We start from the raw sequence: 13,061 nt of genomic DNA, 5'->3' as shown, positions 1-13,061 counted from the left end.
CCCTTTATGATATGACTTCAAAACAAAAAGTAAAAAAACATAGGCTTCTCCAAATTTGGAAAAGATAAACATATAAACTTAATATGCTTGATTACTGTCATTTCAGCTTACGCTTTGCCCCTTGATTACATGACTTTTTCAAGGGCAAATTTCTCTATATGACAAATATCATATAGCCAACATGACATGTATGTCTGCAAATATGTTTGGTACATCTTTATACTATAGATATCCATTAATAGAAGGGAAGCAAAAAATGAATATAAAAAACTTAAAACAATTGAAAACCGCTGTTGCGCCTTTTGAGAAATCCACTGTAAAGGCAAGTGTCTGGCAGCTTGCCAACACTATTGTGCCCTTTCTTTTACTCTGGTTTATTGCCTATAAAAGCTTGAGTATTTCATATATGTTAACCCTCGTGTTTTCAATAGCAGCGGCAGGATTTTTGGTGAGAATTTTTATCATCTTTCATGATTGTTGCCACTTTTCTTTCTTCAAGAACCGTAAGGCCAATAAGATTTTAGGAACAATTACTGGAATCTTAACCTTATTTCCCTATAGCAAATGGCAGCATAGCCATTCTATTCACCATGCAACAAGCAGCAACCTGGATAAGCGCGGAGTTGGCGATTTATGGATGATGACGATAGAGGAGTATGAAAATGCCTCTTTAATGGTAAAAATCCAATATCGTTTATACCGCAATCCGTTCATCATGTTTATATTAGGACCTATTTATGAATTCCTATTAGCTAATCGATTCAACCGTAAAGGAGCTAGATCGAAGGAAAGGTTAAATACGTATGTAACGAATATTTCTATCGTGCTATTAGTAGTTCTTCTTGGAACAACGCTTGGCTGGTCTTCTTTCTTACTCGTCCAGCTGCCGATCTTTCTTATTTCTGGATCTGTTGGGGTATGGCTGTTTTATGTGCAGCATACCTTTGAAGACACTTACTTTGAGGAAGATAAAAATTGGGATTACGTAAAGGCTGCAGTAGAAGGAAGCTCCTTCTATCGCCTTCCAAAATGGATGCAATGGCTGACTGGCAATATTGGCTACCATCATGTGCATCATTTAAGTCCGAGAGTGCCTAATTACAACTTAGAGCATGTCCATCAACAGACGGAGCCTCTTCAGAATGTTCCAACTATAACACTGGCAAGCAGTCTTCGTTCTTTAAAATTCCGTTTATGGGATGAAAAAGACAAAAAGTTTATCAGTTTTTATGAATGGAAAAAACAAAAGAAAGCTCTTTCTATGTCTGCAAGATCTGAAATGCAGTAAAACGAAAAGTCTCTTTTGATGGAAGCAACTAATCTGAGCAGCAATTATAAGGTTTAATGCCATTAATTGCTGCTTGATTATGTTAAAATGGATGAATAACAGCCAATAAATAACGAGGTTCTAAACAATGATAAAAAGATTAGAGATTTTAAAAAAAAGCACTGGCATTTCTCCTTATATTTGGACGTTGCTTACCATTTTGCCCTTTTATTTTATATTCCACGCCTCGGCAGCAGTTGATGTGATAGCTGGCATCATCCTAACCATTTTATTTTTTCTATTTTACAGAATCGCGTATCTTTCAAAAGGCTGGACAATTTATTTATGGCCATCCTTATTAATTGGGATATCTACTATCGCCATTTATGCATACAGCTATGTGTATTTTTCTTTTTTTCTTTCCTATTTTATCGGCAATATAAAAAAACGGATTCCCTTTTTTATCCTTTACTTTATACACTTAGCGGTTACAACATTCGCGATTTACTTCAAAATCATCATAGGTGATTCCTTGCTGATAAAGCAGCTTCCCTTTGTGCTAATCATCTGGTTTGGCGTTATTTTATTACCCTTGACCATCCAGAACCGTAAAGAGAAGGATCAGCTACAGGAAAAACTAGAAGATGCGAATAAGCGTATTTCCGATTTAGTAAAACTAGAAGAAAGACAGCGAATTGCCAGAGATCTTCATGATACTCTTGGACAAAAACTATCCCTTATTGGTTTAAAAAGTGATTTAGCAAGAAAGCTAGTTTATAAGGATCCAGAGCAAGCCCGACTGGAACTGAAAGATATTCAGCATGCTTCTAGAACAGCACTAAACGAAGTCAGAAAAATGGTCTCTGAAATGCGCGGCATAAAATTAAAAGACGAGCTCCTACTCGTAAAAAAAATATTAGGAGCGGCTGAGATCAGCCTAACTTACGATATAGCTTCCAATCTAAGAGTTTCAGCGATTGCAGAAAACATTATTAGCATGTGCTTAAAAGAAGCTGTTACAAATGTGGTTCGACATAGCCATGCTACTGCTTGCTCCATAAGCATCAACCAAAATAAAAAAGAAACAATCATGGAAATCAAAGATAATGGAACCACTCCTTTTAAGAAGGAAGATGCTCACAAAGGAAGCGGATTGGCGGGCATGAGAGAAAGATTGGATTTTATCAACGGCACTTTAGAAATTACCGCCAATGAGGGAACAATAGTAAAAATCGCCGTTCCACGGGATGGAAAAATAATAGAAAAGGAGGACTTATTATGATCCGCATTGTCATTGCTGAAGACCAACGCCTTCTTTTAGGGGCATTGGGTTCATTACTTGATCTGGAAGAGGATATCACGGTTGTCGGCAAAGCAAACAATGGTGAAGAAGCAATCCAGCTAGTCAAAGAGAAAAATCCTGATATTTGTATAATGGACATAGAAATGCCTGCTAAAACAGGTTTAGAAGCAGCTGAAGAACTGATGAGCCATCCGTGCAAGGTCATTATTTTAACTACCTTTGCCAGATCTGGCTATTTCCAGCGTGCATTGAAAGCTGGCGTATCGGCTTATTTGCTCAAGGATAGCCCAAGCGATGATTTGGCAAATAGCATCCGCAGTGTGATGGAAGGTAGAAGAATTTACGCACCAGAATTGGTTGATGATGTCTATAAAGAAGAAAATCCCCTTACAGAACGGGAAAAAGAAGTTCTTATGCTAGTTGCGAGCGGCAAAAACACAAAAGAAATTGCCCAAGAGCTATCCATTAAAACAGGAACCGTGCGTAACTATATCAGCATGATACTAGATAAACTAGAAGTAAAAAACCGAATAGAAGCCATCACCAGATTTAAGGAAAAAGGATGGTTTAAATGAGGCTGGGACATAAGTATTCCAGTCATAGATAAACCCGAACAACTATCAAATAATCCTAAATGATTGTTCGGGTTTTATTAGTTTTATAAAAGGCTGTTTCAGTACAGTTAGTGTTAATATCCGCAGCCTGAATACACTTCGCTTTCCATGGGGCGAGCGCCGAGCCGCTTCGGCCTATGGCCTGCAGGGTCTCGGACTTTCTCGCAGCTCCCATAGGAGTCTACGTGTATTCAGGCTGCTCCATATTTCCTACTAATTCATTTTTTCTAAAAAAACAATATTTTTTAGGGAATTGCCTTTAAAAACAGAGTGGAATGGAGCGGAAGACACTCGACTCCTGCGGGAAGTAGAGCAAAACCTAAGACCCCACAGGCTTTAGCCGAGGAGGCTTAGGTTGCTCCCCGCGGAAAGCGAGTTTCTGTAGCGCAATGGAACGAATTAGTTTTTACACTTGACTATATTTAAAAACATAAATAACCATTGTATAAAAGGAACCTTTATTTAAGAGATAAATTAGAGATTGTTCGTCTTTACAGATTGGCTATCTAGTTTTGTCCCAGCCTCATTTTTTATTTACAATCACCATTTTTCATAAATTCCGCTTAAAGGGACGATTCAATTGAAAAAAAATTAGGCAATTCTTGTGCACGCTTATCAAGCATAATCTGTTCTGGCTTGATACCCTGTTCACGCAATACTTCAATGTTTTGCACAAGGAAGTCGTCACTGCCAACAATATAGAAAAGACCATCCTTGTCTGCAGCAAGATTTTTCACTTCTTCATAATAATCTTTACGGTTATCGACGAACTGTGCCTCGAACTTCTTATCAGGTGCAGATGTAAAAATATCGGTGAATAAGAAAGCTTTTGACGAATCGATGTTCAAAGAATGAATCTGATTGACGTTGTCAGCACGTTCGAAATAATCCAATACAATCGGTCTATAAGTTGCCAGACCGACACCTGATGACAGCAGGTAAACATTTTTGTCTTCTCTTTTCAGCGGTAAATTCGAATGAGTTTTAAATATGGCAACTTCATTGCCGACTTCAAGGCTTCTTAAAATCGATTTAAACTCAGAACACTGCTCTCTGATGCGTGTTGTGATCCCGATTGCATTTTCGTGCGGTAAGGAAGAGATGGACATATGGCGAATCAAACTGCGGTTTGGTTTGTCTCCGGCATTGAAACCCTTCAGTGCGAAATGGGTGTGGGAACCTTCTTCCCATGTAAAGTCTTTCGGACTGTCGAGTAGGTACGTTTTAACCTCTGGCGTTTCCTCAATAATCTTATTTATTTTAGTCCAGTATATTTGCATGTATATTCTCCTTACTCCATTATTTGTATCGTACTATCTAATATACAGCAAATGATAACAGTTCTCAATTAAAAAGATTAATTATTTAAGATAATTTATGGAGTATTTTTCATTCTCGATTGCTGAACAACGATTAATTTATACTCCGCCAAGCGAAAAGGAACGATTCAACGTGTTTTTGCATCCATAAACTTGAAGAAATGAAAAAACGGATTTAGGTAATTCAGAAATGGCCTAAGAAGAATGAAAAGAATAGATCAAGATACAATTAAATAATAAATAAGAAATCCGGAATTACAAAAGGAGACCAAAATAAAAACATTCTGATCCCCTTTTATCTACAAACTGTCATTAAATAGTTAATTTTTTTTCTTTTTGAATAATAGTATCGATAGAGTAATTGTTGCATATAAAAATAAAATAATGGTAGAAACCCTTGGAAAATTACTAATTGTTATTTTTTGATAAATTTCTATTATCGAATAGAATAAGACAATAATACTGATAATTATTAAAGAAATCGACAGTACACTTTGTTTATTTTTCATAGTACACATTTCCTCATAGTTATTATTTCCAACGTTTTTCCGAACCAGGAATATCTTCATATGAATACATCGTTTTGGTTGATAAATTTAAATATTGAACCATCGAGACAATTACTGAAACACCCGGTATACTTTTTAAATTTTTTTTTAAAACTTTGTGATGTTTGCAACAGTTGGATTTTTTATAGATTTAAATGCTTGATCTATTACACCTATAAATAATAAATCTTTAAGAACACCAATTTCAAAACTTCTAAGTGAATCGACATTTCTGGTAAATTGATCAAAATATTTATTGTAAGAATTAAGTGTTTTTTCCCTGCTTACTTCTCTAGCCTTCCCCCCTCCAAGCTGAAAGACACTGAAAAAGTAGTTTTAGTCGTATAGTCCCCCCATTAATAAAGAAAACGTCTAATTTTTATATCATGAAATTAGACGTTCATGCGTATTAAAAACGTAAGCCCCGGTTAGTTAAGTTTAATTCTTCACAAATTTTCCAAATAGAATATTAATCCTATTGGATTAATACACTAAATTTCTATCATAGCAACGGTATTCTTACAATAAAGATGGATCCTTCTCCTTCTTTACTTTTGACCGTCACGTGTCCGCCATGTAGTTTCACTATATTCTCAACAATAGCTAAGCCTAAACCTGTTCCTGCAACTGTTCTTATCCGAGCCTTATCTGCTCTGTAAAATCGGTCGAAAATTCTTTTTAATTCCTTTTGCCTCATTCCTATCCCAGTATCTTCAAATGTAACAGTAATTACTTCATCTTTCTCTGTAACTGATATGTCTATGCTACCATTTTGTTTATTATATTTAATAGCATTTGACAACAAATTGTCCCATACATTATTTAACAAGGAGGGATCGCCACAAATTTCTATATCCGGAATAGAGTAACTAAGCATTATTTCCTTTTCATTAATTAACCATTGGTAGTGAGATACTAATTCTCTTAGTTGACTTCCTAAATTGAAATTCTTTTTCTTCAGTATATTTTCATCTCTATCCAATGATGCCAGTAACAATAATTGTTTGGTTAAAATAGATAATCGTTTAATTTCACCATTAATAATAGAGATATACTTATTTCTGACATTATCAGATAATGACTTACTTTCCAATAAATTTGTATATCCTTTAATGTTGGACAATGGTGATTGAATATCGTGTGATATATTTGAAATAAATTCTCTTCTTACATCTTCCATTTGTTCTAACTTTTTCGCCATACTCAAAAAGCTAGCAGTTAATTGTCCTAATTCATCTTTCCGAGTCACGGGTAGATCCACATGGAATTGTCCACTTGCTAATAATTTGGTTGCGTGAGTTAGCTTTGCAATCGGCTTTATTAAATACTTGGTACTGAATACTACCAAAACAATACTCAAAGTAATGGAAAGTATTAATATCCATGCAAACAAAAAGTGCATTTCATTAAAAAGTAGTTTTATATCTGGCCTTATAAATAAAGCATAATCTTTATCTTTAAATTTAAGTGGAACCCCAATAGTATTTTTTAACTCATTTGCAAAAAATCCAGTTACAAACGTTTTGTTTGGAAAATTAAGCATCCCATGATAAATATCTCCGCTTAGCACAGATTCTATTGATATAGCAGAAAGAGTTTTATCTCTAAAGGAAGCCCCATAATAAGTTTCTGTGCCATTTCTATCAACAAGGTAGACTTGATATCCGACATCCGAGATATTCTCTAAGTAATCGTTAAGTACCATATTTGGATTATTGTCTATAAAGGAAGCAATCGATTCGGCAATCTTGGTGTTTTTTTGATCGTTAACAGGCTTTAATTTCTGATGATAATAGACATTAGATAAAATAAAGGCAATAACACTACTGAAAAGCATTATACCAATAGTGATAACAACAAATTTGACATAAAGTGATCTCATCCACGCCTTGCCTCCAATAAATATCCAACTCCACGAACTGTTTTAATCTGAAAATCATCTGTTAGATTAGAGAATCTTTCCCTCAATCTTTTGATATGAACATCTACTGTTCGTTCATCCCCTTCATATTCTACTCCCCAAACCTGTTCTATTAAATGATTCCTAGATAGAACTTGCATTGGATTCGTAAATAAAAAATATAAAAGTTCAAATTCCTTTAAAGGCAAGATAATAGTCCGATCTCCTATTTGAACCATATAACTTTTCTTATTAATCATCGTATTTCCAATCTGAATAATACTATCATCTTGTTGCTTATCATATCTTCTCAACAACGCTCTTATACGAAAAGCTAATTCCCTTGGTTCAAAAGGCTTAACAAGATAATCATCCGTTCCTGCTTGAAAACCTTGCTCTTTATCTTCCAATTGATTTTTAGCAGTTAACATGATGACAGGAATATCATATTTTTTCCTTATTTCTTTTGTGAGTTCATATCCATCCAGATAAGGCATCATTATATCCACAACCGCTAGTTGACACTGGTGTTTTTGAAGGATTTTAAGTGCTTCCATACCATCTTTGGCTAATAGCACGACATATCCTTGCTGGGATAAGTGAATTTCTACAAGTTTTAAAATATTTATGTCATCATCAACAATTAAAATATTAGGCATACCATATATCTCCTTGAATCTTAGGTTATTTAGTCTTTTGTCTTTTCCTAGCCATTTATACAAATCGCAAAAAATACAAGTAAACCTAAAGTTAAACACTTAGGTCTACTAAACTTAGGTCTACTATATCATTATTTAATTAGTTATCATCTTTCTTCTTGTAAGATTTGCCCATCACTCATTTCTATAACTTGATCTGCAAATAGAAGCATATCTTCATCGTGTGTAACGAGTAAAGTAGTAATGTTTAATGTTTTTGTTATTTCCCGAATAATTTTCATAATATCTTTAGATTTTTTTGAGTCTAAACTTGCTGTTGGTTCATCTGCAAAGAGAACCTTAGGCTTATGGACGATTGCTCGTGCAATAGCAATACGTTGTTTTTCTCCACCTGATAAGGAAGGTGGATAGGTATTTCTCCTATGTTCCATTTCCACTAAGTTTAATAATCTGTTTACTTCCGTTTTCCTCTGTTGTTTTGTAAGTTTTGATTTTGACACTTCCAACATGAGCATTAGCTGCTCTTCTACAGTTAAAAAAGGAATAAGATGAGAAAATTGAAAGATAAATCCAAACTTGCTTGCTCTTATTTTTCTAACTTGTTCTGAACTCATATTAGCGATATTTTGCTCTTCAAACAAGATTTGGCCACTCGTAGCAGGTTGAAGTCCAGCAGCAATCGTTAACAAGGTACTTTTTCCAGAACCGGAAGCACCTCTTAACGCAGTAACTTCTCCTTCCCTAAGAGAAAGATTAATCCCTTTTAAAATTTGTTCTTTTACTTCCCCATTTATAAAGGTCTTTTTTATATTAGCTAATTTTAGTATGGACATATTACCCTTCTCCTCTTTGTATTGCTTGTAGTGGTTCTACTTTTTTGATTTGAATACCAGAGAGTGTAGCTCCAATAAACCCTATAAAGAGAAACATGATTGACAAAACCACTGTGGTTTCCATAGATAAATAATATGGCATTCCTTTTGGTGCAAAAACATTTAATAGATGGCTAATACTAATAGATATTACCAACGCAACAACAGTAATAAAGCTCATTTGTGTCCACATCATATAAAATAGGCTACTTGTTTTAACACCTATAGCTTTCAGAATTCCAAACAATCCTATTTTTTGTACATTCATCATATAGAAGAAGATAGCAAAGAGCATACCACTGATTACCACTAAAAACCAAATAATCATATTCAAAGTTAATTGTTCTGCTTTATAACTAGAAATAGTATTGAGAAATTCTTTATTTGAGAATGATTGTAAATCATTCGTTTCATCTTGTGAAATAACCTTCTCTGGCATGTATATTAATTGCATCTCGGCTAATTTATATATCTCTTCATAGTCTTTGATATTTATAAAGGCAACTGGGGCATGACTATATTTACTTTGCTCCACAAATCCTTTTACAATAAACTCCCCACTATATTGATTATTCGTTAATTTATCTCCAACTTGTATCCCTTTTTCTTTCATAGAACTGTCTAAAATAATCTCTCCTGCACTAACATCTGGAAAAAACTTCGAATCAGTAGCTGTAACAAATGAAACACTTCGCTGTTTTCCATCCACATCGTTTAGAAATCCCATTTGAATGGATAGAGCTAGTGCATCTTTTTCTGTATTTAACAGTTTTTCCTGAGTAGTATGATTGATTTTTGAAAGGTTGTATGTTTGATTTGCATCTTTCGTCATATAAAATTCACCATTTGGTAAATGCTTTATTAATGATGCATTATCTTGAGATAACCCATTTGCTAATCCTGATATAATAAATGTTAAAAGGCTAATTAAGAGTACAATTGATCCTAAAATGTAAAACCTTGATTTATTTTTCTTTAATTCTTTCCATGCAATGTTCATTTTCTTTCCTCCCATCTCTTATTAACAACTTTATTTTAAATTCGTTCTGTGAATGAAAGATGAACAGAATGTTACAATTGGAAGGAGGACTTCTATTTTCTGTTATATTCAAACTAAAAGTGAAAAAGAGCATGAGTTACAACATATAGCTAGGTTTTATAAGATTTAACCGATATTTAAAAGTCGAATGCGGAAAAATATGTGATTTTTTAAAATCAAATTAAAATAAAAAAACTGAACTATCTCAAGTTCTTCTTCTGTTTCACCTGAGCCAGTGTAGTGAAAAGCATCTAGAAAAATGGAATCCATTTTATCTTCATCTACAAAATAACCTAAGTTAATAGTCATCGTTTGCCCTGGCTTGATAATTCCTATGTTGTAAAAGGATTTTCCCTTTCCGTGAGGTTCTAGATAATCAATCTCCCCTGACATAATACTGTGTTTTGCAATTCCTTCTTCACCAGCATAGTTCCATGCATCTTCCTCCGATTTAAGTACCTTCACGGTAGGCGACATATAAATTTCATCTGTTGCCTCTTTATCAACATTTTTTACAGTAGGCAATTTCTCGTTTTTATCGTTATGAAGAAGCTTAATCATATCTTGAAAAAATGGTACCAGGCACCATAAATAAACAACTGTCTTTTTACGGTGCCACCGACTTTGAAATACTACTTGGAAAACATCCTATTCCCTAAATGCGTTTTTTTTATCAACTATGTTATATCCATTTGGAAAGTATAGGCATATGATATAGAGATTTTAAAGGAAAGGGGCTCCAAAAAAACAATGGTGAATTTTAATCAAACAGGTATGAGATCACATCATGGCGGTGGCGGTCATGCATCAGGAGGCCATGGTGGTAACGCTAATTGGCACCAACATGGCGGCGGAAATCCAAATTGGGGACACGGTGGAAACTGGCATCATCAAGGTGGATATTATCCAGGAGGAGGATTTGCATTAGGTACTCTTACAGGATTAGCTCTTGGCGCAGCGGCAACACCAGCTCCGTACCCAGTACCTGCTCCTTACCCATATTCGTATCCTTATCCATCCCCGTATCCGTATCCATATACAACTCCTTATTATCCAGGATACTGACGGAGATAACTCGTTAAAGAATTTAAATACACTCAATGAAAAAGCAGATACCTAACAATATGGGTACCTGCTCCCTTTATTCAACCAAACGAATCCTTTAATTTTGGTACCGAAAGTCCGAATAAAGTTGGAGATAAAGTGATACAAAGTCTGGTTATCTTGATGGTAATACAGTTAGAAAATTTTATAAAATATTGTTGAATATCCCTTTTAAAAACAAAAGCTGCTGATTTTGAATAATCAACAGCTTTTTTCAAAAATTAAATATTATCCTTCTTTACGGTAGTGGTACGATATAATTTAGTAGGTATACAATCCACAAAAACAGTATCTAATCACTTTTATTTTTGGTAAAACCGCCGTGCTTTAGCTCGGTTACCGCAATCGGCCATTGAACACCAACGTCGGCTCCGGTTCCGACTCGTATCAAAGAATAACCATCCACAAGAGTCTCCCTCACATTGTTTGACTCGTTCCAGGTCGTTTTTAGAAACGAGTAAATCAACAGCAGATTGTAAAATTGGAGGGAGCATAGTGTCCAAGTTTTCCTCGTTATACATGAACTTCAACGTGTAATGATCCTTTTCTTGGATTACAAGCAAAGTTTGATAGAAGTGGCTTACAAAATCATTGAAACTTTTTAGGTCTAGCGGATGTGGCGATGTCCCCTTTGAAATGGACTTGAAGATTCGATACATGACCTCCCGCATTTCGATAGACTGTTTTAGAACTTCTCCAGCTTCAGACTGTTTCTCCTGCGCCTTTAAAAGAAGGGCTTTAGCTTGTTGTTCGGTCAAGACTTCAGCATGGATGCACCAGTCGACCAATTTGGCGTAACTAGTAAACCAATCCCGCCTTTTCTCCGTACTTTCTCGCCAACTAACAGTATTGATAAAATCCATACACAAACGTTCTCCGACCATCATATAAGCGTTCATTTCCGACATAATCAAAGCTCCTTTACTATAACCATCATAATGCATATTGACGGTTATAATCAACTCAGTTATAATTTAACCATCAAAAGCAGTTTTGATGGTTAAACACTAATTCAGGAGGTACTAAGATGGACAATCCGATGTTGGTAGCTGTTAGAACATTGTTGAAAGAAACATATGATGGGCCTAAAGAAAACGCAAGCTGGTACACAGAAGCGAAACCTGGTAGTGGTTTATTCGGAACACTTGAAAAGATATCGGCAGAAGATGCTTCAATACCTATCAATGGTACAACAATCGCCGCACAAACAGATCATACCCGCTATTATTTATGGGTTGCGAATTCCTACTTAAATGGGGAAGAACCCAGTAAGGACTGGGGAGCATCATGGAAAATCACAACCGTTGATAAAATCACATGGGCTCAATTTACTGACGAACTTCAACAAGAATACACAATACTGTTAAAAAGGATTGATTCACTTGACTCTTTAGATGAACAGACATCGAATGGTTTGTTGGGGGCGCTCGCTCACTCTGCCTACCATCTCGGATCAATACGACAAATGATCAAATCGATCAAAGTCCCAAACCAAACATAAGTTACTAATAAAGCTCCAAGGAATCACTCCTTGGAGCTTTCAGATTTGAGTTATTTTTCTTACAAAGAATACTGTATTAATATTGGAGAATTTTTTTGTTATTTAACTCCGAATCCTATGCAACGATCACACTCGTTAATTTAATTGAATTGTTTTACAAATTCGTGCGTTTTGCACGTGTCTACCTTGTTTTCCAAAGAGACAGAGACTGGGACATAAGTATTCCAGCCAAGGGTAAATCCGAACAATGATATGAAGATGCTAATGAAAGTTCCGTATGTTTGGTTTTTTTATTTGTTTTTTAAAGGATGTTTCCATGAAGTTTAGTGCGATTCCCCACAGCCGGCATACACTTCGCTTTCCGTGGGGCTCGCGCTGAGCCGCTTCGGCTTCGCCTGCAGGGTTTCAGGCTGTCTCGCTAATCCCCGTGGCGTCTTCGTGTATTCCGGCTGCTCTGTTTTCCCCAATAATTATGTTTCCTCTTGTAAAAAGTATACGAAAGCAGCCGCTATTTACTAGCTAGATTAGAAATTGTTCGTCTTTACAGCGTATCTATTTAGTTATGTCTTATTCTCTTTATTTTTTTCTTAATTGCATTGCCTAATTTCTATTTCTTATCTTTTAGTTCTAAAAGTATAGGAGCTATATTTAGGAAGATAGAAACAATTGTCAAAAACCATAATGCTCTTTCCATACCAGGTACTACATCCATTAAAGCTGCCCAATCTTCCACTTCTACCCACGACGATACAAGACTGTATTCTGCACAAAGAGTTAAAGCTGTAAATGATAATCCCACCGCCATAGCAAGCTTATAATCCTTTCCTGCTTTATACATATAAAGATTAATAAAAGTTGTTACTATTGCAATAACCCCAAATATTATCCACATAACTATACCTCCATATATTTTTATTTATATTGTATCACTAGTG

At 35.2% G+C, this 13,061-nt stretch carries 12 protein-coding genes and 1 pseudogene; 5 read left to right on the top strand and 8 right to left on the bottom strand.

The annotated features are described in order from the left end of the window. Positions 1–256 precede the first annotated feature (256 nt). The 3 genes from HHU08_RS05585 to HHU08_RS05575 all read left to right on the top strand — a co-directional run bounded on the left by HHU08_RS05585 (position 257) and on the right by HHU08_RS05575 (position 3,145). Positions 257–1,288, top strand: a complete 1,032-nt coding sequence (locus tag HHU08_RS05585) for a fatty acid desaturase (RefSeq protein WP_169189616.1) — start codon at positions 257–259, stop codon at positions 1,286–1,288. A gap of 127 nt (positions 1,289–1,415) precedes the next feature. Beyond that, on the top strand, positions 1,416–2,549 hold the full coding sequence (locus HHU08_RS05580) for a sensor histidine kinase (RefSeq protein ID WP_169187992.1): 1,134 nt from the start codon (positions 1,416–1,418) through the stop codon (positions 2,547–2,549). Next, positions 2,546–3,145: a response regulator transcription factor gene (locus HHU08_RS05575; RefSeq protein ID WP_016204127.1), complete on the top strand. Its 600-nt coding sequence runs from the start codon at positions 2,546–2,548 to the stop codon at positions 3,143–3,145. The genes HHU08_RS05580 and HHU08_RS05575 overlap by 4 nt, the downstream gene beginning before the upstream one ends. A gap of 602 nt (positions 3,146–3,747) precedes the next feature. On the opposite strand, the gene HHU08_RS05570 is transcribed toward HHU08_RS05575, so the two are convergent. The 6 genes and pseudogenes from HHU08_RS05570 to HHU08_RS05545 all read right to left on the bottom strand — a co-directional run. Next, a complete protein-coding gene (locus tag HHU08_RS05570; RefSeq protein WP_169187991.1) occupies positions 3,748–4,464 on the bottom strand; it encodes a dihydropteridine reductase in 717 nt (238 codons plus the stop codon). Between the two features lie 1,089 nt (positions 4,465–5,553). Beyond that, a complete protein-coding gene (locus tag HHU08_RS05565; protein ID WP_101730476.1) occupies positions 5,554–6,933 on the bottom strand; it encodes a sensor histidine kinase in 1,380 nt (459 codons plus the stop codon). Next, complete coding sequence (locus tag HHU08_RS05560) at positions 6,930–7,610, bottom strand: response regulator transcription factor (protein ID WP_016204125.1); 681 nt, start codon at positions 7,608–7,610, stop codon at positions 6,930–6,932. Before HHU08_RS05560 ends, HHU08_RS05565 begins: the two co-directional genes overlap by 4 nt. Positions 7,611–7,756: 146 nt before the next feature. Next, the gene (locus HHU08_RS05555; RefSeq protein ID WP_016204124.1) at positions 7,757–8,443 is read right to left on the bottom strand and encodes an ABC transporter ATP-binding protein; all 687 of its coding nucleotides are present in this window, start codon (positions 8,441–8,443) and stop codon (positions 7,757–7,759) included. Between the two features lies 1 nt (position 8,444). After that, positions 8,445–9,482, bottom strand: a complete 1,038-nt coding sequence (locus HHU08_RS05550; protein ID WP_169187990.1) for an ABC transporter permease — start codon at positions 9,480–9,482, stop codon at positions 8,445–8,447. A 165-nt stretch (positions 9,483–9,647) separates the two neighbouring features. Continuing rightward, positions 9,648–10,040: pseudogene (locus HHU08_RS05545) on the bottom strand (hypothetical protein); the annotation flags it as partial. 231 nt (positions 10,041–10,271) lie between these two features. Here HHU08_RS05545 and HHU08_RS05540 point away from each other — a divergent pair. Further along, entirely contained in the window at positions 10,272–10,586 is a 315-nt protein-coding gene (locus tag HHU08_RS05540) for a hypothetical protein (RefSeq protein ID WP_169187989.1), read from the top strand. A 341-nt stretch (positions 10,587–10,927) separates the two neighbouring features. Here HHU08_RS05540 and HHU08_RS05535 read toward each other — a convergent pair whose 3' ends face one another. Further along, positions 10,928–11,533 (bottom strand): CGNR zinc finger domain-containing protein, encoded by a 606-nt coding sequence (locus HHU08_RS05535; RefSeq protein ID WP_169187988.1) that lies wholly within the window; start codon positions 11,531–11,533, stop codon positions 10,928–10,930. Positions 11,534–11,652: 119 nt separating this feature from the next. Here HHU08_RS05535 and HHU08_RS05530 point away from each other — a divergent pair, with 119 nt between their 5' ends. After that, on the top strand, positions 11,653–12,126 hold the full coding sequence (locus tag HHU08_RS05530) for a hypothetical protein (protein WP_169187987.1): 474 nt from the start codon (positions 11,653–11,655) through the stop codon (positions 12,124–12,126). A 607-nt stretch (positions 12,127–12,733) separates the two neighbouring features. On the opposite strand, the gene HHU08_RS05525 is transcribed toward HHU08_RS05530, so the two are convergent. Beyond that, positions 12,734–13,018 carry a hypothetical protein gene (locus HHU08_RS05525; protein WP_169187986.1) on the bottom strand — a complete coding sequence of 95 codons (285 nt, stop codon included), beginning with the start codon at positions 13,016–13,018 and terminating at the stop codon, positions 12,734–12,736. Between the last annotated feature and the right edge of the window lie 43 nt (positions 13,019–13,061).

It is taken from the genome of Niallia alba (genome assembly GCF_012933555.1).
Taxonomy (GTDB): Bacteria; Bacillota; Bacilli; order Bacillales; family Cytobacillaceae; genus Niallia; species Niallia alba.
Note: the sequence above shows the minus strand (reverse complement) of the source record. Positions and strands in the feature narration are given on the sequence as shown.

Excerpts from the sequence above, each read along its gene's own strand:
- HHU08_RS05555 (WP_016204124.1), bottom strand. The coding sequence starts at position 8,443 with ATGTCCATACTAAAATTAGCTAATATAAAAAAGACCTTTATAAATGGG.
- HHU08_RS05525 (WP_169187986.1), bottom strand. The coding sequence starts at position 13,018 with ATGTGGATAATATTTGGGGTTATTGCAATAGTAACAACTTTTATTAAT.
- HHU08_RS05575 (WP_016204127.1), top strand. The coding sequence starts at position 2,546 with ATGATCCGCATTGTCATTGCTGAAGACCAACGCCTTCTTTTAGGGGCA.
- HHU08_RS05535 (WP_169187988.1), bottom strand. The coding sequence starts at position 11,533 with ATGTCGGAAATGAACGCTTATATGATGGTCGGAGAACGTTTGTGTATG.
- HHU08_RS05580 (WP_169187992.1), top strand. The coding sequence starts at position 1,416 with ATGATAAAAAGATTAGAGATTTTAAAAAAAAGCACTGGCATTTCTCCT.
- HHU08_RS05565 (WP_101730476.1), bottom strand. The coding sequence starts at position 6,933 with ATGAGATCACTTTATGTCAAATTTGTTGTTATCACTATTGGTATAATG.
- HHU08_RS05550 (WP_169187990.1), bottom strand. The coding sequence starts at position 9,482 with ATGAACATTGCATGGAAAGAATTAAAGAAAAATAAATCAAGGTTTTAC.
- HHU08_RS05540 (WP_169187989.1), top strand. The coding sequence starts at position 10,272 with ATGGTGAATTTTAATCAAACAGGTATGAGATCACATCATGGCGGTGGC.
- HHU08_RS05560 (WP_016204125.1), bottom strand. The coding sequence starts at position 7,610 with ATGCCTAATATTTTAATTGTTGATGATGACATAAATATTTTAAAACTT.
- HHU08_RS05530 (WP_169187987.1), top strand. The coding sequence starts at position 11,653 with ATGGACAATCCGATGTTGGTAGCTGTTAGAACATTGTTGAAAGAAACA.
- HHU08_RS05570 (WP_169187991.1), bottom strand. The coding sequence starts at position 4,464 with ATGCAAATATACTGGACTAAAATAAATAAGATTATTGAGGAAACGCCA.
- HHU08_RS05585 (WP_169189616.1), top strand. The coding sequence starts at position 257 with ATGAATATAAAAAACTTAAAACAATTGAAAACCGCTGTTGCGCCTTTT.